Below are 25,722 nucleotides of genomic sequence, written 5' to 3'. Positions count from 1 at the left end.
GTGATCCGGTACGGGCCCGCCGGCTGCTGCGGCGGGCACCCGTCCGGTCAGTGGCAGTGGCGGTCGGTCAGCGGTTCACCGCCCGCATCCCGTCCTCGTCGTAGCGCTCGCCCGCGACCTCGGGCAACTCGGCGTCGATGCGGGCCAGATCCTCGTCGGTCAGCTCGACGTCGACCGCGCCCGCGTTCTGCTCCAGGTAGGTGCGGCGCTTGGTGCCGGGGATGGGCACGAGGTGCTCGCCGCGGGCCAGTACCCAGGCGATCGCCAGCTGGGCCGGGGTGACGTCCTTCTCGGCGGCGATCTGCTTGACCTTGTCCGCGAGCCGGAGGTTGGCCGCGAGATTGGCCTCGGTGAAGCGCGGGTTGGTGCGGCGGAAGTCGTCCTTGTCGAGTTCGTCCGGGGAGCTGAAGCGGCCGGCGAGGAAGCCGCGGCCGAGCGGGGAGTACGGCACGAAGCCGATCCCGAGCTCCCGGCAGGTGGGGAGCACCTCGGCTTCCACGTCGCGGGTCCAGAGCGAGTACTCGCTCTGGACGGCGGTGACCGGGTGGACGGCGTCGGCCCGGCGGATGGTCTCCGCGCTCGCCTCGCTCAGGCCGATGTAGCGGACCTTGCCCTCGGCGACCAGTTCGCCGAGCGCGCCGACGGTCTCCTCGATGGGCACGGTCGGGTCGACCCGGTGCTGGTAGTACAGGTCGATGCGGTCGGTGCGGAGCCGGGCGAGCGAGCCGTGGACGGAGGCGCGGACGTGCTCGGCGGAGCCGTCCTGGCGGCCCACCGTCGACATGTCGCCCGGAACGGCGTCGTCCATGCGGTAGTTGAACTTGGTGGCGATCACGTACTCGTCACGGTGCCCCTGGACGGCCTCGCCGACCAGGGACTCGTTGGTGAGCGGCCCGTAGACCTGCGCCGTGTCGAGGAAGGTGATGCCGAGGTCCAGGGCGCGGCGGATGGTCGCGACGCCCTCGTCCTGGTCGGCCGTGCCGTAGAAGGCGGACATCCCCATGCAGCCGAGGCCGATGGCCGACACCTGGAGGTCCCGCAGACTGCGCTGGTGCATGTGGCGTGCCAGCCCCTCGTCTCGTTGCGGCCCAGGATCGCCGAACCGTCCTCGCCGGGCTGGTTCAGCGCGACCGTGAGCACGCTGTGCCTGTTCGCCGAGTGCCTGCGTCACGGCGAGACCGATCCCCTTGCCGGCCCCGGTCAGGACCCCTCGATCGCGGCCTTGATCCGGCGGCCGAAGTCGGGCGCGTCCTTGCGAGCCGCGTGAAGCGCCGGGCCGACCAGGACCCTGCCGAGTCCGTGGCCGTCGAGCGTGTTGAAGATCCGGACGCGGGTACGGCCGTCCGGCAGGGCTTCCAGATCGTAGCCGCCCTCGGCGGTGATCAGGTTCTTGCTCTCCTCGCTCCAGCGGACCGTGCGCGGAGCCTCCAGGCCGGTGATGCGGAACTGGCGGGAGGTCTTCATCCCGGCGTCCTTCACGGTGCTGCGGAAGACCGTCCCGACGGCAGTCGGGCCGTCCGGAGTCTTCGCCATCTCCAGGACCCGGGGACTGAACTCGGGGTCGTGGCGACCGTCGGCGAGATAGGCGAAGACCTCCTGCACAGGGCGGTCCACCTCTACAGTCGTCTCGAACAGTCCCGACATGTCGGCTCCTCGCTGTGTACCGGCAAGCGCCTCACTGCCAGGATTCCAGAGAGTCCTGGCCCGCGCCTCCCGGCCGCGGGGGGTACGGCGCCGGTCACCCTGGGTCGCGACGCCGGTTTCGTCGTCGCACCGGCGACACTCGCGTGCCTCCCGCTCGGCTCGCTCGCGGGTCGAGCATGCGGCGGGGGCTGCTGTCCTCTCGCGCGTCAGTCCGGCAGCCAGTGGAGTTCGTGCGCCAGGGTTCTGGCGACGGCGCGGATGCGGCGGTGCAGTGGCGACTGCTCGCGTGGGAGGACCAGGTGGATCGTCAGGCTGGGCGCGCCCCGCAGCGGTCGCCAGGTGAGACCGGCCGGTTGTGCCGTGGCCGCGGCTTCTCCGGCCGGGGCGAGGGTGACTCCGTCGCGCAGGTCGCGCTGGGACATGTCGAAAGAGACCGGGAGCGTGTGGAATCGGGGGTGCGGTCGGGTGTCCCGGAACACCGCGGACAGCTGATCGTGGATCACGGGGTTGGCCGCACGGTCCGGGAGGCGCAGCGGATACGCGGCCGCGTCGGCGATCTCGATCTCCGGGTGTCCGGCCAGCGGATGGTGCTGCGCCAGCTGGACCCCGATGCGCGCACGCCGCAGCAGGAACCGGCGCACGTCACGGCCCGGTTGTTCGCCGCGGGTGATCCCGGCATCGATGCGGCCGTCGGCGACCGCGGGGGAGATCTCCGGTGTCGCCATCGGGACCGCGCTGACCTCGAGTCCGCTGGTGCCGCGAATCAGCCTGTCCACCAGGGCCGGTGCGGTCTCGGCCCCGGCGCTGAGGCTGTATCCGATGCGCAGCGTGCCCAGTGCACCGGCCGCCGCGCTCCGGGCGGTGTCCCATGCCCGGTCCAGCGCCGCCAGCGCGGGCGGCGCGGACTCCGCCAAAGCCGCACCGGCCGTGGTCAGTTCGACGCTACGGGTGTCGCGGACCAGCAGGGGCGTACCGAGTTCCGCCTCTAACCGGCGCATCCGGGCGCTGAGCGCGGGCTGTGCGATACCGATCCGTGCGGCCGCGCGGGTGAAGTTCAACTCCTGTGCCAGCACCAGGAAGTACCGCAGGCTCACCGTATCCGGCGCCACGTGCCTCTCCCTGCCGATTGATAACGATCCGTTCTGACTCTATCCCGTACCTGTCTTTCCCCCGACCGCACATCGAGCCCTAGCCTGCACATGCCGGGATCGATCGATCCGAGCGTCAATTCGGCGTCGGACGTGTCCGGCCCACCACAGGAGGTTTTCCATGGCCAAGGGCTACTGGGTCAGTGTCTACCCCGCCGATTCCGGCCCTGAGAGGCTGGCTGCCTACGACGAGCTGGCCCGTTCGGCTGTCCGGGCCGCGGGCGGGCGGCTCCTGTCCCGTGGCAGTCGAGTCGTCGCCCACGAGGCCGGAATCACGCAACGCGTCGTTCTGGTCGAGTTCGACAGCTTTGAACAGGCCGTCGCGGCATACGAGAGCGAGGCGTACCAGAAGGCGCTGGTGGCCCTCCCCGACGGCTTCGAGCGCGACTTCCGCATCACCGAGGGCATCGACTGACCGGCGGGCGTCGAGCTCAACGGCCGCTCACGCAGAACGCTCGGCCGGGAAACCCCAGCCGAGCGCCTGCACAGGCAACTCGGGGCCGGATCAAACCGACCACGTGGTGCGACCAGCCCTGGAAACCGCTAGAAGCCGCCGGGACCGGTCAGAAGAACACCCCGCACCGCAGCAGCACGTTCGCGTACGGCCGGGCTTCCCCGGTGCGCACCACCAGGCGGGCGCCCGCGCTCAGTTCCTTCAGGGTTTCGTGCGGCACGTACGCCAGTTCGGCGAAGGAGTCGGTCAGCAGCCGGTCCGCGGCGGGGTTCGCCTCCCGTACCTCCTGTGCGGCGATGGCCCCCTCGATCACCAACTCGTCGAGGAGCCCGGCCAGGACGGACTCGAACGACGGAATCCCCGCCCGGAAGGCGAGGTCGACCACCCGGGGCCCGTCCGGGATCGGCATCCCCGCGTCACACACGAGCACCCGGTCACCGTGCCCCAACTCGGCGAGGGCTCCGGTGAGATGGCGATTCAGAATCCCGCCCTTCCTCACAGCGCCTCGACCTCCTCGGCGGTGGGGAACGACTCCTGGGCTCCCCGCCGCGTCACGGCGACGGCGCCCACCCGGGCGGCGTACGCGGCGGCCTCCGCGAGTGAGGCCCCCGCGCCCAGCTTCCAGGCCAGTGCGGCGGTGAAGGAGTCACCGGCACCCGTCGTGTCGACGGCGTCGACCTTCACCGACGCGACCCGGACGACCTCCTCCTCGGCTTCCTCGGCGGACGCGACCAGCGCGCCCTCCGAACCGAGCGTCACCACGACCGACTTGGGCCCGCTCGCGAGCAACGTCCGTACCCATGCGGCGGGATCGTCGCCGATGGTCTCGCCGCCCAGGATCACCCGGGCCTCGTGCTCGTTGACGATCAGCGGGTCGCAGGCCGCCAGGACCTCGGCCGGCAGCGCCTGCGGGGGAGAGGGGTTCAACACGAACCGGGTGCCGGACGGCAGTTGCCGCACGACCTCGACGACGGACTCCAAGGGGATCTCCAGCTGCGCCGAGACCACCCGCGAGGCGTGGAACAGGGGCCCGGCGGCCCGGACGTCCTCCGGCGTGAGCCGCCCGTTCGCGCCGGGTGACACCACGATGCTGTTGTCCCCCGACGGGTCGACGGTGATCAGCGCGACGCCGGTCGGGGCCCCGCCCACCAGGACGCCTGCCGTGTCGACCCCCGCGTTCCGCTGCGACTCCAGCAGGAGCCGGCCGTTCGCGTCGTCCCCGACCCGCGCGAGCAGCGCCGTGCGCGCCCCGAGCCGCGCGGCGGCGACCGCCTGGTTGGCCCCCTTGCCGCCGGGGTGGACGGCGAGGTCCGACCCGAGCACCGTCTCCCCGGCGCCGGGCCTGCGCTCGACACCGATCACGAGATCGACGTTGGCCGACCCGACGACCAACACGTCGTAGTCGTACATGAAACTCCCCAATCAGAAAATCCGAAACAGGGCAGCCGGAGCGCCGCTTCAGCGGGCACTCCGGCCACCCATTCCCCGTGTCAGCCGCTGAACCCGGCCACGGTCTCCTTCGTGACCACCTTCACCGGCACCTTGACGGTCTCCTCGACCTTCTCACCCTTGATCGCCTTGACCGCGTTGTCCACGGCGATCTTCCCGAGCTGCGACGGCTGCTGGGCCACGGACGCGTACAGCGTCCCCTGCTCGACCGCCGTGAGCCCGTCCGGGGTTCCGTCGAAGCCGACGACCTGCACGGACTCGCCGGCCTTGGACCCGAGCGCCTTCACCGCGCCGAGCGCCATCTCGTCGTTCGCGGCGATGACGCCCTGGACGTCCGGGTGCGCCTGGAGCAGGTTCGACATGACGTCGAGCCCCTTGGTCCGGTCGAAGTCGGCCGGCTGCTGCGCGACGACCTCGATCCCCGGGTACGCCTGGAGTCCCTTGGCGAAGCCCTCGGCCCGCTCGCGCGCGGCGGAGGTACCGGCCAGCCCCTGGAGGATCACGATCTTCCCGCTGCCACCGAGCTTGTCGGCGATGGCCTTGGCCGCCTGCTCACCGCCGGCGACGTTGTCGGAGGCGACCAGCGCGTTCACGTCGGCCTTGTTGACGCCGCGGTCGACGGCGATGACCGGGATCTTCGCCTTGCCCGCGGCCGCCACGGGGTTGCTCGCCGCGTCGGAGTCCACCGGGTTGACGACGATCGCACCGAGCCCCGAGCTGGTGAAGTTCTGCAGCTGGTTGGCCTGCTGCGAGGCGTCGTTCTGCGCGTCGGTGACCGTCAGGTCGACCCCGAGCTTCTTCGCCTCGGCCTGCGCACCCGACCGGATCTGGACGAAGAACGGGTTGTTGAGCGTGGAGAGCGAGAGGCCGATCTTCTGGGTGCCGGACTTCGGGTCGTTGTGCAGGAAGGACGTCGCACCGACGATCGCGACCGCGACGACGGCCGCGAGTCCGTACGTGGCGAACTGCTTGCCCTTTCCGCCGCCGGGTGACCCGATCGGCGTGGGAGCGGCCCCGGCCTTGCGCCGCACGGTGTCGAGCAGCACCGCGAGTGCGATGACCACACCGATGACGACCTGCTGCCAGAACGCGGAGACGTTCAGCAGGTTCAGCCCGTTGCGCAGCACCGCGAGGATGAGCGCGCCGATCAGCGTCCCCGAGGCCTTGCCGGTGCCCCCGGCGAGGGAGGCGCCGCCGATGACGACGGAGGCGATGGCGTCCAGCTCGTACCCGGTGGCGGCCTGCGGCTGCGCGGAGGAGAGCCGGGAGGCCAGGACGACACCGGCGACCGCGGCGAACACACCGGACAGCGCGTAGATCGCCAGCTTCTGCTTGGGCACCCGCAGACCCGAGAGCCGGGCCGCCTCCTCGTTGCCGCCGATGGCGTACATCGAGCGGCCGATGTACGTACGGCCGAGGACGAACGCCGCGATGAGGCCCATGGCCACCATGACGAGCACCGGCACCGGCAGCCACCCGCCGAGCGTGTCACCCAGGTGGGAGATCGAGGCCGGGAACGCGATCGGCGATCCGTCCGAGATCACCAGCGCCAGACCGCGCCCCACCGACAGCATCGCGAGCGTCGCGATGAACGGCGGCAGCTTGCCGTACGAGATCAGGAAGCCGTTCACCAGGCCGGCGGCCACACCCGTCGCCAGCGCCAGCAGCACCGCGAGGACCACCGGCACCCCGTGCGCCGTGGCGCTCCACGCCAGCACGGTCGCCGACAGCGCGGCCACCGAGCCGACGGACAGGTCGATGCCCGCCGAGACGATCACGAAGGTGACGCCGAAGGCGAGGACGGCGGTCACGGCCGCCTGGACGCCGACGTTGAGCAGGTTGTCGGTGGTGAGGAAGTCGCCCGACAGCGCCGACATGGCGATGACGAGGGCGATCAGCGCGGTCAGCGCGCCGTTGTCGAGCAGCAGACGGCGCAACGCCGCGGCGCCACCGGCGCCCGTACCGCTCTTGAGCGTTTCAGCGGCCACGGGGGGCCTCCAGTTCGGTAGTGGGAATGCTCACGGCCAGCGACATGACCGCGTCCTGCGTGGCCTCGTCCGCGGACAACTCGCCCGCGATCCGGCCCTGGGCCATCACCAGCACCCGGTCGCTCATGCCGAGCACCTCGGGCAGATCGCTGGAGATCATGAGTACGGCGGCCCCGGCCGCCGTCAGTTCGTTGATGAGCTGGTAGATCTCGACCTTGGCGCCGACGTCGATGCCGCGGGTGGGCTCGTCGAGGATCAGCACCTTGGTGTCGGCCAGGAGCCACTTGCCGATGACGACCTTCTGCTGGTTGCCACCGGACAGCGTGCGCACCTGCTGGCCGAGGCCGGCCATCCGTACGCCGAGTTGCCCGGCGATCCGCGCGGCGGCGTCGCGCTGGCCCCTGAGGTCGACGATTCCGGCCTTGGTGGCGGACTTGAGCGTGACGAGTCCGAGGTTCTCCTCGACCGACTGGTCGAGCACGAGCCCCTGACCCTTGCGGTCCTCGGGCACCAGCCCGATGCCCGCGGTCATGGCGGCGCCGATGTCGTGCCGCTTCAGGGAAGTCCCGGAGACGCGGACCGTACCGCGGTCGTACGGGTCGGCCCCGAAGACGGCCCGGACCACCTCGGTCCGACCCGCCCCGACCAGCCCCGCGACGCCGACGACCTCGCCGGCCCGCACCTCGAAGCTGACGTCGTGGAAGACACCGTCCCGGGACAGTCCCTCCACGGACAGCAGCGCGTCGCCCGCGGCAGCCCGCTCGCGCGGGTACTGCTGGTCGATGGACCGGCCCACCATCAGCCGGACGAGCTCCTCCTCCGGCGTGGAGGCGGGCACCTGGCCGACCGACCTGCCGTCCCGGATGACCGTGACCCGGTCCCCGAGGGCGGCGATCTCCTCCAGGTGGTGCGTGATGAAGACGATCCCGACGCCGTCCTCGCGCAGCTTGCGCACGATCACGAAGAGCTTCTCGACCTCCTCGGAGGTCAGCACGGCCGTCGGCTCGTCCATGATCAGAACCCGGGTGTCCAGGCTCAGCGCCTTCGCGATCTCGACCATCTGCAGGCGCGCGATGCCCAGTTCGCGCACCCGCGCGCGGGGCGACACGCTGAGGCCGACGCGCTCCAGCAGCTCCGAGGCGTCCGCCTCCATCCGCTTCCGGTCGATCATCCCGAACCGGCGCGGCTGGCGCCCCAGGAAGATGTTCTCGGCGACCGTCAGATCGGGGACGAGGTTGAACTCCTGGTAGATGGTGGCGATCCCGAGCCGCTCGGAGTCCTGCGCACCATGGATGCGGACCTCCTCACCACCGACCAGGATGCGGCCCTCGTCGGGTGAGTGGGCACCGGAGAGCGTCTTGATCAGGGTGCTCTTTCCCGCGCCGTTCTCACCGAGCAGCACATGGACCTCGCCCCGCCGCAGGTCGAAGTCGACGCCGTCCAGCGCGACCACCCCGGGGAAGGACTTCCGTATGCCCTCGATGCGCAGCAACTCGTCCGGGTCGCTCACGACTGGCTCCTGTTCGTTACGGGGTTCTCGTTGGTCGCCGGGGTCTCGTTCGTCGAGGGGTGCTCGCTCGTCGCCGGGGTCTCGTTCGTCGTGGGGGGCTCGCCGCACGAGCGGCGGACGACGAGACGGGCGGGGAGCGTCACGGATCGCGGCGCCCGCCCCTCGATGCGGTCCACGAGCGCGCGCACGGCGGCCCGGCCCAGCTCGCCCGTGGGCTGGGCGATCGCGGTGATCGGCGGGTCCGTGTGCACGAACCAGCGGATGTCGTCGAACGCGGCGAGCGCGATGTCGTCCGGCACCCGCAGACCACGGGCGCGAACGGCGTCCAGGGCTCCCAGCGCCATCAGGTTGTCCGCCGCGAACACGACCTGCGGGGGCTCGGCGAGGTCGAGGAACCGCTCGGTCGCCCGCCGGCCGCTGTCGGCCTGGAAGTCGCCTTGGCCGATGTACTGGTCCGGCAGGTCGAGGCCGTACTCCTCCAGCGCCTCGCGGAACGCCTCCACACGCTCCTGCCCGGTCGTGGTGGCCGCCGGCCCGGCGATGATCGCCAGCCGTCGGTGCCCCAGCCGGTGCAGGTGCGCGACGAGGTCCCGTACGGCACTCCGCCCGTCCGCCCGCACCACCGGCACGTCGACGCCGGGGATCCACCGGTCCACGAACACCATCGGCGTCCCGGCCCGGGCGGCGTCCAGCATGAGCGGCGACCCGCCGTCGGTGGGGGAGACCAGCAGCCCGTCGATCCGGCGGTCCAGCAGCGTCCGTACGTGGTGGTCCTGCAGTTCCGGCCGCTCGTCGGCGTTCCCGATGATCACGCTGTACCCCAGCGCCCGCGCCTCTTCCTCCACGGAGCGTGCGAGCTCGGTGAAGTACGGATTCAGCACGTCGCTGATCACGAGGCCCAGGGTGTGGGTCTGATCGGTGCGCAGCGACCGCGCCACGGCGTTGGGCCGGTACCTGAGCGACGCGACGGCGGCCAGCACCCGCGCCCGCGCGTCCTCGCTCACCGAAGGGTGCTCATTCAGGACACGCGAGACAGTGGCGACGGACACACCTGCCTCCGCGGCGACGTCCTTGATGCTCGTCACAGCCGCCCCACCTCCTCGTGGAATCGATTACATCGACGTGTGAACACGATTGGAATCGATTACATGCCCGCACGGCAAGACCCGAGCCGATGGCTGAAACCTGATCGTGATGAACCCCGCGCCGACGGACTCGCCGTCACCGTGCGTGACGGTCCGGCCGGTCCCGTTCCGGCGTGCGCGGGGGAGCCGGACCCGCTGGTCGGCCGACCGCTGCGGGAACCGGGCGCGCACAAGGCCAGCCCCAGGCCTCTGGCCTGGGGCTTCGCCTGTCATCTGCCGGCGTCCGCCTTGACGCCGTGGACCGGTCTAACAGGTGGCAGGAGGGGGCTCCGGGGCGGAAGCGCATGCCGCCTCCTGGGCCGCCATGACCTCGTCGCCGTGCTCGAAGGCCCATGCGCCCAGGGCGTCGATGGGCGCCAGCAGGGTCCGGCCCAGAGCGGTGAGCCGGTACTCGACCCGTGATGGTGCGCCAGGGTGTGCCTGCCGATCGACCAGCCCGTTGGACTGCAGCCGGCGCAGGGTCTCGGTGAGGACCTTGGAGCTGATGCCCCCGATCCGCTCCCGTAGTTCGGCGGGGCGCCTGGGGCCGTCGCGCAGCGCCCAGAGCACCACGGCGTTCCAGGTGTTGGAGAGCAGGTCGAAGGCGAGGCGGGCGCGGCAGTCGGCGAGGAAGGCGTCGGTCGTCACGTACCACATGGTGCCCGACGGGCCTTCTAGCGTCGGTGTGAACGGTCGAAGCAGGCACGGAGAGAGGATGCATGATGAGAATCGGTGTACTGGGTACGGGCAACATGGCCGACGCCCTCGCCACCCACTGGGTGCGGGCCGGGCACGAGGTGATCATCGGGGGACGGGACCCGCACAGGGCGGAGCTGCTCGCGACGCGCACGGGCGGCGCGAAGCATGCCGGTCTGCGAGCGGCGGCCGAGTCCGCTCAGGAGGTGGTGTTGGCCGCGCTGCCCTTCGGGGCGGGAGTGGAGGTGGTACGGGACCTTCGCGCGGCCCTGGAGGGCAAGGTGCTGCTCGACTGCTCCAACCCGGTCGGGCAGGGCTTCCGGCTGCTGACGGAGGGAGGCCCCTCGGCCGCGCGGCAGCTGGCCGCGGCGGCGCCGGGAGCCCACGTGGTCAAGGCCTTCAACCTCTGCCACGAGGACGTGTGGCGCATGCGGCCGCCCGTCTTCGACGGGCGGCCACTGGCTGTTCCGGTGTGCGGGGACGACGGGACGGCCCTCGCGCGCGTGCGTGAGCTGGTGCGGGACGTGGGGTGCGAACCCGTGGCCGGCGGCGGACTCGACCGTGCGGCTCTCCTGGAGGCGACGGCCGCGCTGTTCATCGGCCTGTGGGTCGGTGAGGGAGTGGACGCCCAGGCCATCGCACCTCCGCTGGCGTACGCGGCCGGACCGGGCCACCAGGACGCGGAAGGCAGCACGGGGGCATTCCCCGCCTGAATTCGAGGACTCCGCATGCCTTTCCGCCGGACCCTGTCGTTCGAGGCCCGGCGGAAGGGTGTGCGTCGGGGGAACGCTCCGGCGTTCGCCCCCTGTACGCGGACGGAGTGCACCGTCGGGTCGCGCGTCGTGCGGCTACCCGCGAAGTACGGGGCTAGATGCTCGATCCGCCGCCGGAGGTGTTGTTCCACCAGGCGCTGTAGGCGTTCAGTGAGTAGCGCTTCTGAGTGCCGCTGGTCGAGGTGATCTCGATGCCGAACTGCATCGTGTCGAAGTTGGTGTTGCGCAGGAGGTGCTGCGACGCGGCCCATCGCCAGACCGCCGAGGCGTCGATGGTGCCGGTGTTGCTCTGCTGGGCGGGGATGAGCTGCAGGACGTTCCAGCCGGGATCGGCCTGCCAGACCGACGCGTACAGGATGCCGCCGATGGTCACGTTGGACGCGATCTGCCTTCCCCAGCCGCCTGCCGTCCCGGACCAGCTGGTGAAGACCATGATCTCGTCCTGGCTGCCGGTCGACCAGAAGTCGCTCGTCCAGTTCCACCAGTCACCGCCGGCGACGGGCGCCGACGACGTGTTGTACCAGAAGCCCGCAGAGTTCAACTGCGACAGCGGCGTCTGGGGTCGGACCGAGGTGTTCGGGTAGGACTTGACCCCGCCGCCGGAGTGGTCGGCGTCGACGTACCAGGACTTGATGCTGTTGACGGTCTGGCACTGCCAACCGGCGTTCTGGCCCCAGATGTTGTTGTAGATCGTCCAACTGCCCTGGGTGTACTGACCCCCCTTGTCGCAGGTGGAGTCCACCTGGGCCTGCGCCGGGGACGCGAGGCTCAGGAACCCGGCGATCACGGCGACGGCCAGGGCCAGCCGGCCGAACCCGGCCGACCTTCCGCTGATGGATTTACGGGTGTGCCATCTCATGTGTCCCTCCAAGGACGGCGATGGGTGGTACCGGACCCCGGTCTGGTGGCGGGATCCGGCGCGGCGAGGTGTCGCTACGAGGTGTCGCTGGCCGGCGAGTTCGGGCTCGGGACGGCGCGGCTCGGCCCCGTCCGAGGTGGCGCGCTCAGGAACTGCGGGAACGGTGCTCGGTCCCCTCTGCTCGCAAGCACCGGGCTCGCCGGACCCAGGTGCGAAGCGTCGAAGCCCTTGCGTCTGGGGACAGTAGTAATGATCGGACCTCTGCGCGGCAAGACTCTGTGCGGGAGGGCACATTTCTTTCACCTGCCGAGTGTCGAACCGCCCTCGAAGAACCGTCGAATCGCTTTCGAACGGCACCGGCCGCGCCCGCCACCTGGCCTTCGCGGCACCGCTATCGGCCCTGGTGGATGTGGCGGAAGGTGCCGGGGCGGGTGCCGATGTGACGGGTGAGGAGATTCCCGAAGCCGGTGGGGAAAGATCGGACGGCGGGCGGCGATCGTCACCGGCTCATCCGCGTGCGTCGGCAACCGCGGTACCGACGCGCCGGACGAAGGCGCCTCGCGCACGCCGCCGTCCGACCGCCTCCGAGCGGAGCGGAGCGGGAGCGCCCGGGGTGGGGGCGGCCTTGTCGGCGCTGCCGTCGAAAGCATTGACACGCCAATTGTGAGCGTTAACACTCTTGTAACCAGGCGGGCGCCCCACCAAGATCCCCGGGTGACGACGCACGCCCACGCGAAGGACTGCGGCTTCACCGTCGGCAGCCGCTCCGGCGGCGGGACCGGCGTCCGGAGGTCCACCGGCCACGTCGGACTCGGCACGCTGTAGCGCCCTGCCCGCGCGGTAGCCGGTCGGAGCCGAACAGCCTTTGTGTGCGGACCCCTTGGCCGCTGCACGCCCCGTTCCCTCCTCTTACGTACCGTGGAGTTCGCCATGCCGGCTCACCCCTTCAGCCGCCGTGTCATGTTCAAGGCGACCGGCGTCGCGGCCGTGGCCGCAGCCGCCGGCCCTGCACTCGGTCCCGTCTCCGCCGCGGCGGAGACGGGACCGGCCAGGCCCGACGTCGGAGTGTCGACGGTCCCGTTCGAGCTGGGCCAGGTCCGGCTCACCAGCAGCCGGTGGCTCGACAACCAGAACCGCACCCTGGCGTACCTCCGCTTCGTCGACGTCGACCGCCTGCTGTACAACTTCCGCGCCAACCACCGGCTCTCCACCAACGCCGCTGCCACGAACGGAGGTTGGGACGACCCGGGATTCCCCTTCCGCACCCACGTGCAGGGCCACTTCCTCACGGCGTGGGCCCAGGCCGCCGCCGCGCTCGGGGACACCGTCTGCCGCGACAAGGCCAACCGGATGGTGGCCGAACTCGCCAAGTGCCAGGCCAACAACGCCGCCGCGGGCTTCTCGGCCGGCTACCTGTCGGGCTTCCCCGAGTCCGACTTCGCCAGCCTCGAAGCGGGCAGGCTGAGCAACGGCAACGTCCCGTACTACTGCGTCCACAAGACCATGGCCGGACTGCTCGACGTGTGGCGCCTCCTGGGCAGCACCCAGGCCCGCGACGTGCTCCTCGCACTCGCCGACTGGGTCGACCGCCGCACCGCCGCGCTCAGTTACGGCACGATGCAGTCGATGCTGGGCACCGAGTTCGGCGGCATGAACGAGGTGCTGGCCGATCTCTACCAACAGAGCGGCGACGCACGCTGGCTGACCACCGCTCAGCGGTTCGACCACGCCGCGGTCTTCGACCCGCTCGCCGCCAACCTGGACCAGCTCAGCGGCTTGCACGCCAACACGCAGGTGCCCAAGTGGATCGGAGCCGTCCGCGAGTACAAGGCCACCGGGACGACCCGCTACCGCGACATCGCCGCCAACGCCTGGGCGATCACCACCGGCTCGCACACCTACGCCATCGGCGGCAACAGCCAGGCGGAGCACTTCCGGCCCGCGAACGCCATCTCCGGCTACCTCACCGACGACACCTGCGAGCTCTGCAACTCCTACAACATGCTCAAGCTCACCCGGGAACTGTGGCAGCTGAGCCCGGACCGGGCCTCGTACTTCGACTTCTACGAGAAGGCACTGCTCAACCACGTCGTCGGCGCCCAGAACCCGGCCGACCCGCACGGCCACATCACGTACTTCACCTCCCTCAACCCGGGCAGCCGCCGGGGCAAGGGCCCGGCCTGGGGCGGCGGCACCTGGAGCACCGACTACGGCACGTTCTGGTGCTGCCAGGGAACGGGCATCGAGTCCAACACCAAGCTGATGGACTCCATCTACTTCCACGACGGCACCACCCTCACGGTGAACCTGTTCCTCCCGTCCGTCCTGGACTGGACCGACCGGGGCATCACGGTCACCCAGACCACCGCGTTCCCGGCCGAGGACACCACGACGCTCAAGGTCACCGGCAGCGCCGGCGGGACATGGTCCATGCGCGTCCGCATCCCCGGGTGGACCTCGGGCGCCAGCGTCAGCGTCAACGGCGTCGCGCAGAGCGTCGCGACCACCCCGGGCACGTACGCCACCCTCACCCGGTCCTGGGCCTCCGGCGACACCGTCACCGTGAAGCTCCCCATGCGGGTGGCCCTCCAGGCCGCCAACGACAGCCCCGGTGTCGCGGCGATCACCTACGGCCCCGCCGTCCTGGCCGGCAACTACGGCAGCACCACGCTGTCCGCCCTCCCGGCCCTGGACGCCAGCACGATCACCCGGACCAGCAGCACCGCCCTCGCCTTCACGGCCACCGCCAACGGGGCGACGGTCGGCCTCGGACCGTTCCACGACGCCCAGGGCTTCAACTACACCGTCTACTGGCGGACCGACGGCGCGAGCTTCCGGCTGGTCAACGCGGCCAGCGGGCTCGTCCTCGGCATCCAGAACATGTCCACCGCCGACGGCGGCCTCGCCCTGCAGTGGGCCGACACCGGCACCGCCGACCACAACTGGGCCCTCGTCGTCGACGGCACCGCACTGCGGCTGCGCAACCTCAACAGCGGCAAGGTCCTCGGCGTGAAGGACATGTCCACCGCCGACAACGCCCCGATCCTCCAGTGGGCCGACTCGGGCACCGCCGACCACCGGTGGACCGTCGTCGACGCCGGCAACGGCTACCACAAGCTCCAGAACGTCCACACCGGCAAGCTGCTCGGCATCGCCGGCGGCTCCACCACCCAGGGCGCCGCGGCGGTACAACTGCCCGACAGCGGTGCCGCCGCCGGCCAGTGGCAGTTCGCCCCCGTCGGCGCCAGGCGGATCCAGAACGTCGCCAGCGGACTCGTCCTCGGCGTCCAGAACATGTCCACCGCCGACGGCGGCCTCGCCCTCCAGTGGGACGACAACGGCACCGCCGACCACCTCTGGACGGCCGCCCTCGACACCGGCGGCTACCTGCGCCTGCGCAACTCCAACAGCGGCAAGGTCCTCGCCACGGAGAACGGCGGCACCGCCAACGGCACCCGGATCGTCCAGTGGGCCGACAACGGCGCCGCCGACCACCGGTGGCGCCTGCGCCACGGCGGTGGCGACACCTTCAGGATCCAGTGCGCCAACGGCGGCCGCGTCCTCGGCATCTCCGGCGCCTCCACCACCGCGGGGGCGCAGGCCGTGCTCTGGGACGACAACGGCACCAGCGACCACCTGTGGCGGTTCATCTGATCCGGCGCCGGGCCCCGCGGCCGCCGCAGGGCGACCGGGGGGGCCCGGGGCGGGGGCAGGGCCTGGGGCCCGTCTTCGAACCCCCGCCCGCCCTGGCGGGCGGACGACGGGGGTTCGAAGACGGGCCCTAGGATCTGCGCTTATGGCAACACGACTTGTGCAGATCAACATGAAGGCCCAGGACGACTCCGCGCTCGGCCGGTTCTGGGCGGAGGCACTCGGCTGGGGGGTCGACAGCGAGGGGCCCGGTGTGACCAACCTCGAACCCGTGGGCTTCGCCTACCCCGACCCGGTGGCCGTCTGCATCGACATCGTCGCCCGCCCGGAACCCAAGACGGTGAAGAACCGGGTGCACGTCGACCTGGCCACCACCTCGACCGCCCATCAGGCGGAGTTGGTCGCGCGCCTGAAGGATCTCGGCGCGACGCTCGCCGACGTGGGTCAGGGCGACGTCCCCTGGACGGTCATGGCCGACCCGGAGGGCAACGAGTTCTGCGTCCTGGAGCCCCGCCCGATCCACCAGGACACCGGGCCGATCGCCGCGGTGGTGGTCGACTGCACCGACCCGCGAGCGATGGCCGAGTTCTGGGACGAGGCGATGGACTGGACGTTGCACGAGGTCACCGACGACCACGCGACCATGCGCTCCGCCCAAGGCGTCGGCCCCTACCTGCAGTTCCGCCGGACCCCCGACACCAAGACCGGGTGGAACCGCGTCCACCTCGACGTCCGCCCCTACTCCGGTGACGACGTGGCAGCGGAGGCGGCCCGACTGCGCGCCCTGGGCGCCACCGACCCTGATTTCGACCGGTCCGCGATCTCCTGGACGATTCTGGCCGACCCGGAAGGCAACGAGTTCTGCCTCCTCAGCCCCGGCTGACCCTGAGCAACGGCTTCGCCCGGCTCCGGGCCGGCGGCGCGGACGAGGTGGCGTCAGCGCATGCCGCCGGCGGCGCGGATGGCGTCCCGGGTGATCCGGCGCGCGTCAGCGGACGCAAGACGGGCGGCCCCGGACAGCCCGCCTCGGCCCCGGAACTCGCTGACCTGCGGTCGGCCGCCCTTGTGGCGCCCGGCCGCAGGTGGCCGATGGCTGGGGAGATCCCGTCGAGCAGCTGCGGGACGACTCCCGACCAAGGGGTGGCCGTCTCCACAGAGCGCGTTGCCAACACCGCAGGCACCGGCGACGATCGGGCTCGGCTGCTCGATGGCTCCTCGCGCATGACCCGGCTCGCCCACTGGACTCACCGCCCGCCGACACGACGGCGTGCACCCACGGCCAGTGGACGGCGGGCGGGCCTGCGAGAACGGGAACCGAACCCGGCTTCATGATCGTCTCCGGGTCCGGTACGAACGGACGACCGAGTGGGGGACGGCCATGGCGAGGACGGCGGGCGTAGTGCTCTGCCTGCTGGCGGCGGGTGTGGTGTGGCTGCTCGGCATGATGTCCGGCTTCGAGACCCGGCCGACCCGGGCCTGTGTCACCGAGCTCTACGGGCGGGACCCGGTGGCGTACCGGGAACCAGAGCACAAGGACATCCGGATCGAGGAGTCGCTCTTCCCGCCCTCGCACGTCTGCCGGTGGCCGGACGGCCGTTCCGTCGATCTGGTGCCCTGGTGGAACGCCCCGGTCCTGTTCGGCGCGCTGGGTGGCGCAGTCGCGCTGCCGGCGCACCCGCTGCTCCGGCGCATGGTCGCCCGGCGGCGGGGCCACAACGCTCCGTCGCGGGCCGTCCACACCGAGGGGTGAGCCGACAGGTCGGCGACCGGCAGCGGTTGCCTGCCGCCAGCTACAGCGCACCACCCCGGACTGGCGAACAACCACGCCGAGCCCGGTGTAACCACACGCCGGCCATTACACCCCCCATGAAGCGGTGTGTCTTTCCCCGGTTGCCTACCCGATGAGGGCCTCGGTGATCTGACGGGTGGTCTGCGCGGCGACCCGGGGGTTGACGGCGGCGTAGTGGGTGTAGGCGTTGAGGGCCGTGGCAAGCGCCCAGCCGCGGCCTCGGGTCCAGGTGGCGTCGTCCACGCCGAGCGCGGTGCGGAAAGCGGCGCGGCTCCCGGCCGACATCAGGGTGAAGGCGATCATCAGGTCGCAGGCAGGGTCGCCGATGCCGAGCCCGCCGAAGTCGATGACCGCGCTGAGGCGGCCGTCGACGGTCAGCAGGTTGCCGGTGTGGAAGTCGCCGTGGAACCAGACCGGAGGACCATCCCATCCGGGGGTGCTGATCGCCGCGTCCCACAACTCGGTCATGGCCGCGCCGTCGAACACGCCGTCGACCTCGGCGATGGCGGCCCGCGTCGCCCGATCCCGTGCGACCAGCGGCCGGACGGTCAGATCCTCGCGAGCGCCCCGAGCCGGGATCCCCTCGGGCTCGAACCGCTGAAGGGCCTCCAGGAACCCCGCCAGTTCGACGGCGGCCTCGGACGAATCGGCCAGTGCCTCGACGGTCGCCACCTCGCCGTCCAGCCAGCGGGACACCGCCCACGGCCACGGATAGCCGAAGTCGGGTTCCCCCAACCCCGCCGGTACCGGTACTGCCAGGGGCAGGTGCGGGGCGAGCCGGGGCAGCCACTCGGACTCCTTCCTGGCCTGCCCGATGGCGCCGCTGTGGCGGGGCAGGCGGACGGACAACTCCTCGCCCAACCGGTAGATCACATGGTCCGATCCGGCCGGATCGAGCAGTGCCAGGGGCAGACCGGCCCACTGCGGGAACTGCGAATCGACCATGCGCCTGACCAGTACGGCGTCGATCGCAGGGCGGGTGACCGCGATTCTCTCGGTCGCCAAGAACAACTCCTCGAGTCGGCCCGCCCCACGCGGCGAGCAGTTGAGGCCATCACAGTGCGTCACAGGATGGCCTGTCGGTGTCCGGGACGGCCTGTGTGACCCTCCTCCGGTCAGGGCTCGACCGGGACGGCCGTCGTGTCCGCCGAGGCGGTGGGGTGCCCGGTCTCAATCGCCTCCGCCGGGACCTCGAAGACGATGACGAGCCCGTCACGTTCGTTTCCCTGCTCGCCGACGCGCGTGAATCCGAAGCCCGCGACGGTGGCCAGGGAAGCGGTGTTGTCGGCACTGACCCTGGCCCGTACGGTCCTGACACCGGGCTCGGCGGCGGCCCTGACGAGCAGCGCCCGCAGCATGGCGCGGGCGTAGCCCTGGCGGCGGTACCCGGGCACCACGGTGAAGCCGACCTCGACCATGCCGTCCTCGTCCGGCGGGCCGTGGAACCCGGCGTCGCCGACCACGGCCCCGTCCGGTTCGGACACCGCGGCTCGCGTGATCCAGGGCGCGGCCGACGGGTCCCCGGCGAGCTGGTCGGCGCGGTAGCCGAAGATCCAGCGGGCCCGGTCGCCGACGAAGTGCGGGTCGAGGGCCACGCCCGCCTCGGCGCTGCCGCCGGCGAGGTCACCGTCGGCGAGCGCCCGCAGCGCCTTCGCACTGAGCTCGACGAAACGGACGCGCTTGGGGTTGGTGGGGTGAGGTTCGCTGTTCATCGCGGAGATGCTCGCCGAGCGGCAGAAGGACTGTCCACCCCTTTACCGCCCCGCCGGGCACCGCGATCGTCTCGGTTGATGAGGTTCTCCGACACCTGGCCCTGGCCGGAGTTCCGTGAAGGTCGTGGCCGGGTGAGGACGGGGATCCGGAGAAGGGGTCGGAACCGAGGCTCGGCCGGACATGGCGCCGTTTGAGTGCTTTGGCCCGTTTCATGATGCCCTCGACGTCGCCTGAGCTCCCTTCGAGCAATGCCAGGGTGAGGCGGCGTCAAGAGCGGCGCCACCAGGAGCCGCACCGCTTCTCCTCGGCGGCCGCGGCTTCGGCGGCGGCCCGCTCGCGCTCGGCCTCCCCCCGCACCATCTCGTCGGCGACGGCCTGGCGGCAGCCGACGCGCAGCCCGGTGCTCGTGTCGGACTGCACTGGCGGCGCGGGGTCTGCCCGGCGTCGACCGCGGCACCACGCGACAGCCCCTCGTGTAGTGGTGGGCGGGCCCGCACGGCGCGGCGTTAGGGGCGGGCCCGCCCGGGTAGGCGCGGGCCCGTGGGGGTGACCGGGACGGAAAGGAATCGCCATGTTGCTGTTGCTTGGACTCCTGTTGATGACGGCGTCCGGTGCCTTCGTCGGGCTGCTGATCGCGGACAACCTCTCCGGCGGGCCCGACTATCAGGTGACCGTGCTGGGCAACAGCCTGGCGACGCTCGACAGCCTGGGCATCTTCCTGTCCGGTGTGTCCCTCGCCCTGGTCTTCTGCCTGGGCCTCGCCCTGATGACCCGGCGAAGCCGGCGCCCCGTCCGGCCGGGCTCGCACCGGAGGAGCCGCCCAGCGCCTGCGCAGCCCCTTCCGCCCACCCGCGACGAGGCGACCGCGCCCGCGGAGGATCGTGCCGCCGAGCAGGGTGGCGGGGCCGTCGGCACACCGGCTGAGCCCGCCCGAGGCGGTCGGATCCGCCACCTGTTCGGCCACCAGGGCCGCGAAGCCCACAGACTCTGACCGCACGACGACCACGGGCACCCCCGCGGGGTGGTGCCCGACGGCGTCTCCTACGGCACCGTCGGGTCCTACGGCACCGTCGGGACGGTGCCGGCCGTCCAGTCCCGGCTGATCGGAGTCGGCTCCACCGTTTACGGCGGCGCGCTGGTCGGGAGCGCCGTGGTCCGTAGGACCGGTCAGGCCGGATGGCCCGCCTCGATGTCCGCCACGTCCCGGAAGGACGACACCGGGACCGCCCCCGGCGGGGTGTGGACCACGACCGGCGCGAGCAGCAGCCCGGTGTGGTCCCCCCAGTCGGCGCGGTCCAGGACCCGGCCGACGAACCAGGCCGGTGCCTCGGCGAGGATCGGCGCGCCGTGCGGGCCGCGGTACCACTCGACCCGGGCGAACTTGTCGGTGTCGTCGCCGGTCCGGCCCCCGAACAGCTCTGCCAGCCGGTGGTCGTGCGGAAGCAGGTGGACGGCGAGAACCTCCGCCGCCAGGGCGACGGCATGGGTGTGGTTCGCCTTCGACACCCACACCACGAACCGCGCCGGACGGATCGAGCACTGTCCGGCGAACCCGACCAGGCAGCCGGCCGGCTCGCGCCCGGCGGCGGTCACCACGTACACGGGGTAGTCCAGCAGGGCGGCGAAGTCGCCGAAGTCGTTCTCGGCCGGTGCCCCACGTCCGGGCCCGTACGACGGCCCCTCAACGGTGCGGCCGTCCGGGTCTCCCCGCCGGTCGGTTGACGTCACTGGATCGGCCATGACGGGCCTCCTACGCTCGCCGTACGTGGGTCGCCCCGCGCGTACCCACTTCTCCCGCGACCAGACCGGGCCCTCGTTCTCGCGCACGGCGCAGCGTGACGCCCCCGGTCCGTCCGTCACGTCCCGGGGCCGGAGGGCCGGTCGTCGTCGCCCTCCGCCCCGGCCACGCCTTCGCCTCCGTCCTCGTCGTGGAAGGAGACGTCGACGTGCTGTTCGGGGCGGCGTTCCTCCTGCCGGGCGACGGACGACAGCACCTCCTCGTCCGCGTCGGTGAGCGGGGGCTGCAGGATGCTGCGCGGCCACAGCCGGCGGGCGAGCACGACGTTCGTCTCGGCCGCGTAGACGGTGATCTGGGCGGCCAGGTAGAGCCAGGAGAGCAGGCCGATCACGGTGGCGAAGAAGCCGTAGACCTGGCCGGCGTGGCGCAGTTCGTGGGTGACCAGCAGGGCGCCGAACGCCTGGAGGAGCGTGAACAGCGGGCCGGCCAGCGCGCACCCCGGCCACGGCGCCCTGACGGGAACCTCCTTGGGCGTGAGCACCCGGAAGCAGGCCAGGCACACGGTGGCGTTCAGCAGCGCCGAGATCAGCAGCCCCCCGACGCGGGCGAGCGGCCCGCCCGCGGCGGTGCCGACCAGCGAGGCAGCGGCCGTGGTGAGCAGCAACCCGGTGGCGAGGACCGCGAACAGCAGCAGGCTGCGCACCAGCCGCGGCCAGTAGCCGGGCCGTCGCACTCCCGGGACGTTCCAGATCTCGGCCATGGCATGCTGGAGCACCTGCGCGATGCCGAGTGCCCCGTACAGCAGCCCGAGGACGCCGATGACCAGGGCGAGGCCGTTGCCCTGGAGGGAGTGGACGTTCTGACGCAGCTGGTCGCCGATGATCGGGAAGTCGGCGAGCGCGGAGTCGAGCACCGACCGCTGGGCACCGGGGTGGCCGTGCAGGACGAACCCGAGGGCGGTGCTGAGCAGGAGCAGCAGCGGGATCAGCGCGACGAAGCCGTAGTACGTGATGAGGGCGGCGAGCAGCCCGCCACGGTCGTCGCCGTACTTCTTGACGACACCGACGACCAGACCGGGAACGCGGTGGCGCTGCTGGAAGCGGTCCAGGGCGCGCAGGGTTCGTTCGATCGCGTTCACGCCGACGCGTCTGCCCGCGATGTGCCGGCCGACACCCCGGCGCCCCCCCGCGACGGCCCGCACCCGCGACATCCGGACGTTAGACGCGACCGAAGCAGGGCAACCGCTCAGTGCCAGGGGCGACGACTGCGTGGAGGCGGGCACGATGGACCGGCGGGAACAGACGGCACTGGTCGGGAACGGGAGCGAACCGCGCCGTGACCACGAGGCGGCAGCACTGCTGCGCGGGTTCGGCCTCGGCCCCATGGCCGACCCGGGCACCGCCGTCGCGGTGCTGTGTGCCTGCACCGAGGGTCGCGGGAGCGGGCGGTGAGCCGGCTCCCGGACCCGCGCGGGCCGCTGTCCGAGGCGGTGCTGGGCCTGCTGACCGCCGGACCGTCCGGCGCGGCCCGGTTCCCGGTACCGCCCGAGCCCGCCACGGACCCCTGGGGCGAGGACCACCAGCTCGCCCTCCACCTCTGCTACGAGCTCCACGACCGCGGTCTGCCCGGGGTCCACCCGGGCTGGGAGTGGGAGCCCGAACTGCTCTCCTACCGGCGGGGGCTCGAACGGCCGTTCCTCGCCGCGGTGCGCACCGAGGCGGAGCCCGTCCGGCCGCTGCGCCAGGCCCTGGAACGGCTCCTGGCGGAGCCTCCGGACGGCACCGGCCCGTCCCACTACCTGCTGGCCGAGGGCGCACGGTGGCAGGCCCGCGAGTACCTGGTGCACCGCTCGGTCTACCACCTCAAGGAAGCGGACCCGCAGCTGTGGATGCTGCCACGGCTCCACGGCCCCGCCCAGGCGGTGCTGATGACGGTGGCCTACGACGAGTACGGCGCCGGCCGCCCCGACCGCGCCCACCACCTGCTGTTCGCCCGGATGATGGCCGACTTCGGCCTCGATCCGGAGTACCGGCACTACCTCGACCTCGTCCCCGCGCCCGCGCTCGCGGTGGTCAACCTGATGACACTGTTCGGCCTGCACCGTGCGCTGCGCGGCGCCGCCGTCGGACACTTCGCCACCGTCGAGATCACCTCCTCGCCCGGATCCGCCCGCCTGGCCGCAGCCTTGCAGCGCCTCGGCGCGGGACCGGACGGCACGCTGTTCTACCGCGAGCACATCGAAGCCGACGCCGTCCACGAGCAACTGCTCCGACGCGGTGTGATCGAAGAACTGATCGCCACCGAACCCGAGTTGGAGGCCGACATCGCGTTCGGCATCGCGGCCGCCGAGGTCGTCGACGGCCGGTTCGCCGACCACCTGCTCGGCCGGTGGCGGGCCGGCCGCACCTCGCTGCGCTCACCCTTGCCCGACGACCGGCTCCGCCTGCCCGACGACCGGCTCTGAAGCCCGCTCCGGCCGCGCGCGGCGCCGGTGGCTGGTGTCGCAGAACGGATAGCGACGGCTGCGCCGGCATGCGCACAACGCCACCACCGGGCGGTCGCAGAAGCGGACCGTCCCGTCCGGCAGGACCACCTCCACCGGACCCTCGACCAGCAGCGGCCCGCCCGGCACGACGACCACCCGGGTCGCGGCCCGGTCAGCGCTCCCGGACACCGCGCACCACCACCAGCTCCTCCTCGCGCTCGCCGGGCCGGATCAGTCCCCGGCGTTCGAACAGTTCGGCGCGCGCCGTCATCACCGGCCCGAAGGCCTGCCTGCGCCGGGCCACCACGGCCACCCGCAGCCCGGCCGACCGCAGCGCGGCCAGCGTCGCCGGGACACCGGCCAGCGCGGACTGCACCAGCAGCAGTCGCCCGCCCCCTGCCAGCAGCCGCGGCGCCTCCCGGCAGATCCGGTCCAGCAGCAGCCGTCCGTCCGCACCGGCGTCCCAGGCCAGCGCGGCCCCTCGGCCGGGCCGTGCCACGGCGTCGCCGGTGGGGACGTACGGCGGGTTGGCGGTGATCAGGTCGAAGCGCTGGCCGGCGACCGGGGCCGCCAGATCGCCCCGGCGCAGTCGCACTCTGCGGCGGTTCAGCCTCGCGTTCACCCAGGTGGTCGCCACCGCCCGGGCCGAGAGGTCCACGGCGGTGACCCGCGCGCCCGCCCCGGCCGCGGCGAGGGCCACCGCACCGGTCCCCGTGCCGAGGTCCAGCACCCGGCTGGCGGTGTCCAGCACCTCGCTGCGGAGGCAGGAGAGCAGGAGCTCGGTGTCGCCCTGGGGCGCGTAGACGCCCGGCGCTCTGATCAACAGCATGCCGGGCGGCTGCCCGGATCGGCGGCGCCCACACCTCGGACGCCGGCCGGAACCGCCCGGTGCCCGCCGAAGCCGCACACGGCCGACTGCGGACGCACGCATACCGTCTCCGGTCCGGCTGGTGCGACGGGCGGGCGTGCCGGGCGGGACAGCGACCCGGTGGGACCCGGTCAGGTCGGCCGGGTCAGCCGAATCTCCAGGTGTCCGGAGAGGACCCGGGTCTCGAACACCGGCTGTGGGGCGGTGGCCGGTCCACGCACCACCTCGCCGTTCCGCAGCCGGAACTCGCTGCCGTGCCACGGACAGCGCAGGCAGCCGTCCACCAGCGTGCCTTCCGAGAGCGGCCCGGAGAGGTGGGCGCAGCGGTCCGCGAGCACATGGCAGTCGTCCCCGTCGCGGACCACCACCACGGCCAGTTCGCCGACCGTGCGGCGGACGGGTTCGGCGGGCGGGAAGTCGTCGACCGCGCCCAGCCCGACCCAGTCCGACGGCGCCAGCAGGGGCACCGCCGCCGCGCGGTTCGGACCGGCGGCCTGCCGGTAGGACAGGTGCCCGCCGAGCGCGGCGCCCGCCGAGACGGCGGCCAGCCCGGCCAGCCCCAGCAGTCGGCCGTGCATCCGCCGGCCACGGCAGCGGGCCGCCAGCGAGGCGCCGTACAGCAGTACGCCGGTCGTGTTGGCGCGGCGTGGACCAGCCCGGTGCGTCGGCGCGGCGGGTCGAGCCGGGCCCAGTCGACCCAGCCCGCGAGCGCGGTGGGGCCGGCGGCCAGCAGGCCCGCCGCCACCAGACGGTCGGCGCCGCGGTGCGCGGCGGGAGTCCAGTCCAGCAGCCCGGCGGAGAGCCAGCAGCCGAGCGGGAACTGGACCAGGGCGGGGTGCAGCGGGTGCCCGAGCCACACGCCGTGCAGGGCGTCGCGGTACGGCCCGAGCGGCAGCCCGGCCACCGCGCCGGCGAGCGGCTCGGCCGCTGTGTCGAGGAACTCCCAGCGGGCCGGCGCGTCGAGCGCGTGGCGCAGCCGCCGGGACCACGGGTGAGTGTGCGGTGAGGAGTCCATGCCGGGCGCCTAGCCGGGCCGGCGTCCGCCAAACCTGCGTTCCGGACGGGTGCGCTGCCCCATGCCACCACCGGCGGGGCCTCGTGGGACGACGTGTCGGTGGTTAGGGCGCGGCGCATCGGGAAGGCGCGCGGGCGGGCCGGGAAGGCCCCGGCCGCCACATCCGCGAGGAGGCCCCAGATGAGCATGGTGAAGGAGACCGTCGACGTCGACGTGCCGCTGCACACCGCGTACAACCAGTGGACGCTGTTCGAGGAGTTCCCGCGCTTCATGGAAGGCGTCGAGGCGGTGACCCAGTTGGACGACCGCCACAACCACTGGCGGACCAGCATAGGCGGTGTCACCCGCGAGTTCGACACCGAGATCGTCGACCAGCTGCCCGACGAGCGGATCGCCTGGCGGACGACGGACGGCGATGTGCGCCAGAAGGGCGTCGTGACCTTCCAGCGGCTGGACGAACGGCACACCCGGGTCAACCTGGCCATCGACTTCCAGCCCGAGGGCATGGCCGAGAAGGCCGGCGACATGCTGGGCATGGTCGACCGCAGGGTCAAGGGAGACCTGCGGCGCTTCAAGGACTTCATCGAGCACGAAGGCCGGGAGGAGGGCGGCTGGCGCGGCCGGATCACCCCTGGCTGAACCTCCGTCGTCGACCGCACCCCTTGGCCGCGGCCCCGGTCCGAAAGACCGGGGCCGCCGCACGGCACGCGCCGAAGGCCAACTGCCGGGAGCTGGGTGTGCACGAGGGGCCGAGAACTCGCCGAAGCCCTCCGTGCACCGTCACGTCCTCTCTGCGCGTTTCGCGGCGAGGGGATGCG

The 25,722-nt window shown here is 72.1% G+C and carries 27 protein-coding genes; 9 read left to right on the top strand and 18 right to left on the bottom strand.

The genetic code is table 11. The annotated features are described in order from the left end of the window. Nucleotides 1-67: 67 nt before the first annotated feature. From IE332_RS07815 to IE332_RS07805, 3 genes are all read right to left on the bottom strand, one after another. The gene (locus IE332_RS07815; protein ID WP_189914402.1) at nt 68-1,057 is read right to left on the bottom strand and encodes an aldo/keto reductase; all 990 of its coding nucleotides are present in this window, start codon (nt 1,055-1,057) and stop codon (nt 68-70) included. Between the two features lie 143 nt (nt 1,058-1,200). Then, nucleotides 1,201-1,644 carry an SRPBCC family protein gene (locus IE332_RS07810; RefSeq protein ID WP_189914401.1) on the bottom strand — a complete coding sequence of 148 codons (444 nt, stop codon included), beginning with the start codon at nt 1,642-1,644 and terminating at the stop codon, nt 1,201-1,203. Between the two features lie 206 nt (nt 1,645-1,850). Further along, the gene (locus IE332_RS07805; protein WP_308437536.1) at nt 1,851-2,738 is read right to left on the bottom strand and encodes a LysR family transcriptional regulator; all 888 of its coding nucleotides are present in this window, start codon (nt 2,736-2,738) and stop codon (nt 1,851-1,853) included. Nucleotides 2,739-2,913: 175 nt separating this feature from the next. On the opposite strand from IE332_RS07805, the gene IE332_RS07800 reads away from it, so the two are divergent. Further along, nucleotides 2,914-3,207, top strand: a complete 294-nt coding sequence (locus tag IE332_RS07800; RefSeq protein ID WP_189914399.1) for a DUF1330 domain-containing protein — start codon at nt 2,914-2,916, stop codon at nt 3,205-3,207. Between the two features lie 148 nt (nt 3,208-3,355). Here IE332_RS07800 and rbsD read toward each other — a convergent pair whose 3' ends face one another. The 6 genes from rbsD to IE332_RS07770 form a co-directional block, all read right to left on the bottom strand. Beyond that, nucleotides 3,356-3,745, bottom strand: a complete 390-nt coding sequence (rbsD, locus tag IE332_RS07795; RefSeq protein WP_189914398.1) for a D-ribose pyranase — start codon at nt 3,743-3,745, stop codon at nt 3,356-3,358. Next, complete coding sequence (locus IE332_RS07790) at nt 3,742-4,656, bottom strand: ribokinase (protein ID WP_189914397.1); 915 nt, start codon at nt 4,654-4,656, stop codon at nt 3,742-3,744. The genes rbsD and IE332_RS07790 overlap by 4 nt, the downstream gene beginning before the upstream one ends. An 80-nt stretch (nt 4,657-4,736) precedes the next feature. Next, a complete protein-coding gene (locus IE332_RS07785) occupies nt 4,737-6,683 on the bottom strand; it encodes an ABC transporter permease/substrate-binding protein (RefSeq protein ID WP_189914396.1) in 1,947 nt (648 codons plus the stop codon). Further along, nucleotides 6,673-8,193 carry a sugar ABC transporter ATP-binding protein gene (locus IE332_RS07780; RefSeq protein ID WP_189914395.1) on the bottom strand — a complete coding sequence of 507 codons (1,521 nt, stop codon included), beginning with the start codon at nt 8,191-8,193 and terminating at the stop codon, nt 6,673-6,675. Before IE332_RS07780 ends, IE332_RS07785 begins: the two co-directional genes overlap by 11 nt. Next, nucleotides 8,190-9,278: a LacI family DNA-binding transcriptional regulator gene (locus IE332_RS07775; protein ID WP_189914394.1), complete on the bottom strand. Its 1,089-nt coding sequence runs from the start codon at nt 9,276-9,278 to the stop codon at nt 8,190-8,192. Before IE332_RS07775 ends, IE332_RS07780 begins: the two co-directional genes overlap by 4 nt. Before the next feature lie 306 nt (nt 9,279-9,584). After that, a complete protein-coding gene (locus IE332_RS07770; RefSeq protein ID WP_189914393.1) occupies nt 9,585-9,965 on the bottom strand; it encodes a winged helix-turn-helix transcriptional regulator in 381 nt (126 codons plus the stop codon). A 74-nt stretch (nt 9,966-10,039) separates the two neighbouring features. On the opposite strand from IE332_RS07770, the gene IE332_RS07765 reads away from it, so the two are divergent. Beyond that, complete coding sequence (locus IE332_RS07765; RefSeq protein ID WP_189914392.1) at nt 10,040-10,726, top strand: NADPH-dependent F420 reductase; 687 nt, start codon at nt 10,040-10,042, stop codon at nt 10,724-10,726. Between the two features lie 154 nt (nt 10,727-10,880). On the opposite strand, the gene IE332_RS07760 is transcribed toward IE332_RS07765, so the two are convergent. Further along, on the bottom strand, nt 10,881-11,645 hold the full coding sequence (locus IE332_RS07760) for a glycoside hydrolase family 12 protein (RefSeq protein ID WP_189914391.1): 765 nt from the start codon (nt 11,643-11,645) through the stop codon (nt 10,881-10,883). A gap of 930 nt (nt 11,646-12,575) precedes the next feature. Here IE332_RS07760 and IE332_RS07755 point away from each other — a divergent pair. The 3 genes from IE332_RS07755 to IE332_RS07745 all read left to right on the top strand — a co-directional run bounded on the left by IE332_RS07755 (nt 12,576) and on the right by IE332_RS07745 (nt 17,046). Continuing rightward, complete coding sequence (locus tag IE332_RS07755; protein WP_189914390.1) at nt 12,576-15,299, top strand: beta-L-arabinofuranosidase domain-containing protein; 2,724 nt, start codon at nt 12,576-12,578, stop codon at nt 15,297-15,299. A gap of 142 nt (nt 15,300-15,441) precedes the next feature. Next, nucleotides 15,442-16,179, top strand: a complete 738-nt coding sequence (locus tag IE332_RS07750) for a VOC family protein (RefSeq protein ID WP_189914389.1) — start codon at nt 15,442-15,444, stop codon at nt 16,177-16,179. A 495-nt stretch (nt 16,180-16,674) separates the two neighbouring features. After that, nucleotides 16,675-17,046 (top strand): hypothetical protein, encoded by a 372-nt coding sequence (locus IE332_RS07745; RefSeq protein ID WP_189914388.1) that lies wholly within the window; start codon nt 16,675-16,677, stop codon nt 17,044-17,046. 144 nt (nt 17,047-17,190) lie between these two features. On the opposite strand, the gene IE332_RS07740 is transcribed toward IE332_RS07745, so the two are convergent. The 3 genes from IE332_RS07740 to IE332_RS07730 all read right to left on the bottom strand — a co-directional run bounded on the left by IE332_RS07740 (nt 17,191) and on the right by IE332_RS07730 (nt 19,218). Continuing rightward, nucleotides 17,191-18,090 carry an aminoglycoside phosphotransferase family protein gene (locus tag IE332_RS07740; protein WP_229928407.1) on the bottom strand — a complete coding sequence of 300 codons (900 nt, stop codon included), beginning with the start codon at nt 18,088-18,090 and terminating at the stop codon, nt 17,191-17,193. Between the two features lie 110 nt (nt 18,091-18,200). Then, nucleotides 18,201-18,797, bottom strand: coding sequence for a GNAT family N-acetyltransferase (locus IE332_RS07735; protein WP_189914387.1), 597 nt, complete (start codon nt 18,795-18,797; stop codon nt 18,201-18,203). 268 nt (nt 18,798-19,065) lie between these two features. Next, nucleotides 19,066-19,218 carry a hypothetical protein gene (locus IE332_RS07730; RefSeq protein WP_189914386.1) on the bottom strand — a complete coding sequence of 51 codons (153 nt, stop codon included), beginning with the start codon at nt 19,216-19,218 and terminating at the stop codon, nt 19,066-19,068. A 151-nt stretch (nt 19,219-19,369) separates the two neighbouring features. Here IE332_RS07730 and IE332_RS07725 point away from each other — a divergent pair, with 151 nt between their 5' ends. Further along, on the top strand, nt 19,370-19,789 hold the full coding sequence (locus tag IE332_RS07725; RefSeq protein ID WP_189914385.1) for a hypothetical protein: 420 nt from the start codon (nt 19,370-19,372) through the stop codon (nt 19,787-19,789). 176 nt (nt 19,790-19,965) lie between these two features. On the opposite strand, the gene IE332_RS07720 is transcribed toward IE332_RS07725, so the two are convergent. Beyond that, on the bottom strand, nt 19,966-20,538 hold the full coding sequence (locus tag IE332_RS07720) for a flavin reductase family protein (protein ID WP_189914384.1): 573 nt from the start codon (nt 20,536-20,538) through the stop codon (nt 19,966-19,968). Nucleotides 20,539-20,654: 116 nt separating this feature from the next. Next, nucleotides 20,655-21,674, bottom strand: coding sequence for a YihY/virulence factor BrkB family protein (locus IE332_RS07715; RefSeq protein WP_189914383.1), 1,020 nt, complete (start codon nt 21,672-21,674; stop codon nt 20,655-20,657). Nucleotides 21,675-21,819: 145 nt separating this feature from the next. Here IE332_RS07715 and IE332_RS07710 point away from each other — a divergent pair, with 145 nt between their 5' ends. Together IE332_RS07710 and IE332_RS41810 are read left to right on the top strand one after the other, a co-directional pair. Continuing rightward, entirely contained in the window at nt 21,820-21,987 is a 168-nt protein-coding gene (locus tag IE332_RS07710) for a hypothetical protein (RefSeq protein ID WP_189914637.1), read from the top strand. Beyond that, nucleotides 21,984-23,000: an iron-containing redox enzyme family protein gene (locus tag IE332_RS41810; protein WP_268256538.1), complete on the top strand. Its 1,017-nt coding sequence runs from the start codon at nt 21,984-21,986 to the stop codon at nt 22,998-23,000. Before IE332_RS07710 ends, IE332_RS41810 begins: the two co-directional genes overlap by 4 nt. Here IE332_RS41810 and IE332_RS07700 read toward each other — a convergent pair. The 3 genes from IE332_RS07700 to IE332_RS40750 all read right to left on the bottom strand — a co-directional run bounded on the left by IE332_RS07700 (nt 22,953) and on the right by IE332_RS40750 (nt 24,467). Then, nucleotides 22,953-23,168, bottom strand: a complete 216-nt coding sequence (locus IE332_RS07700) for a CDGSH iron-sulfur domain-containing protein (RefSeq protein WP_268256543.1) — start codon at nt 23,166-23,168, stop codon at nt 22,953-22,955. The genes IE332_RS41810 and IE332_RS07700 overlap by 48 nt on opposite strands. A gap of 25 nt (nt 23,169-23,193) precedes the next feature. Next, complete coding sequence (locus tag IE332_RS07695; protein ID WP_189914381.1) at nt 23,194-23,850, bottom strand: HemK2/MTQ2 family protein methyltransferase; 657 nt, start codon at nt 23,848-23,850, stop codon at nt 23,194-23,196. 170 nt (nt 23,851-24,020) lie between these two features. Next, nucleotides 24,021-24,467 (bottom strand): Rieske (2Fe-2S) protein, encoded by a 447-nt coding sequence (locus tag IE332_RS40750; protein ID WP_229928406.1) that lies wholly within the window; start codon nt 24,465-24,467, stop codon nt 24,021-24,023. Nucleotides 24,468-25,084: 617 nt separating this feature from the next. On the opposite strand from IE332_RS40750, the gene IE332_RS07685 reads away from it, so the two are divergent. Beyond that, a complete protein-coding gene (locus IE332_RS07685; protein WP_189914380.1) occupies nt 25,085-25,543 on the top strand; it encodes an SRPBCC family protein in 459 nt (152 codons plus the stop codon). Nucleotides 25,544-25,722: the final 179 nt, after the last annotated feature.

The organism is Kitasatospora xanthocidica, assembly GCF_014656195.1.
Lineage (GTDB): Bacteria > Actinomycetota > Actinomycetes > Streptomycetales > Streptomycetaceae > Kitasatospora > Kitasatospora xanthocidica.
The sequence above is the reverse complement of the archived record's forward strand: the minus strand, read 5'-3'. Positions and strand labels throughout refer to the sequence as shown.

Excerpts from the sequence above, each read along its gene's own strand:
- IE332_RS07815 (WP_189914402.1), bottom strand. The coding sequence starts at position 1,057 with ATGCACCAGCGCAGTCTGCGGGACCTCCAGGTGTCGGCCATCGGCCTC.
- IE332_RS07810 (WP_189914401.1), bottom strand. The coding sequence starts at position 1,644 with ATGTCGGGACTGTTCGAGACGACTGTAGAGGTGGACCGCCCTGTGCAG.
- IE332_RS07800 (WP_189914399.1), top strand. The coding sequence starts at position 2,914 with ATGGCCAAGGGCTACTGGGTCAGTGTCTACCCCGCCGATTCCGGCCCT.
- IE332_RS07790 (WP_189914397.1), bottom strand. The coding sequence starts at position 4,656 with ATGTACGACTACGACGTGTTGGTCGTCGGGTCGGCCAACGTCGATCTC.
- IE332_RS07765 (WP_189914392.1), top strand. The coding sequence starts at position 10,040 with ATGAGAATCGGTGTACTGGGTACGGGCAACATGGCCGACGCCCTCGCC.
- IE332_RS07760 (WP_189914391.1), bottom strand. The coding sequence starts at position 11,645 with ATGAGATGGCACACCCGTAAATCCATCAGCGGAAGGTCGGCCGGGTTC.
- IE332_RS07755 (WP_189914390.1), top strand. The coding sequence starts at position 12,576 with ATGCCGGCTCACCCCTTCAGCCGCCGTGTCATGTTCAAGGCGACCGGC.
- IE332_RS07750 (WP_189914389.1), top strand. The coding sequence starts at position 15,442 with ATGGCAACACGACTTGTGCAGATCAACATGAAGGCCCAGGACGACTCC.
- IE332_RS07745 (WP_189914388.1), top strand. The coding sequence starts at position 16,675 with ATGGCGAGGACGGCGGGCGTAGTGCTCTGCCTGCTGGCGGCGGGTGTG.
- IE332_RS07735 (WP_189914387.1), bottom strand. The coding sequence starts at position 18,797 with ATGAACAGCGAACCTCACCCCACCAACCCCAAGCGCGTCCGTTTCGTC.
- IE332_RS07725 (WP_189914385.1), top strand. The coding sequence starts at position 19,370 with ATGTTGCTGTTGCTTGGACTCCTGTTGATGACGGCGTCCGGTGCCTTC.
- IE332_RS07720 (WP_189914384.1), bottom strand. The coding sequence starts at position 20,538 with ATGGCCGATCCAGTGACGTCAACCGACCGGCGGGGAGACCCGGACGGC.
- IE332_RS07710 (WP_189914637.1), top strand. The coding sequence starts at position 21,820 with ATGGACCGGCGGGAACAGACGGCACTGGTCGGGAACGGGAGCGAACCG.
- IE332_RS07695 (WP_189914381.1), bottom strand. The coding sequence starts at position 23,850 with ATGCTGTTGATCAGAGCGCCGGGCGTCTACGCGCCCCAGGGCGACACC.
- IE332_RS40750 (WP_229928406.1), bottom strand. The coding sequence starts at position 24,467 with ATGCACGGCCGACTGCTGGGGCTGGCCGGGCTGGCCGCCGTCTCGGCG.
- IE332_RS07685 (WP_189914380.1), top strand. The coding sequence starts at position 25,085 with ATGAGCATGGTGAAGGAGACCGTCGACGTCGACGTGCCGCTGCACACC.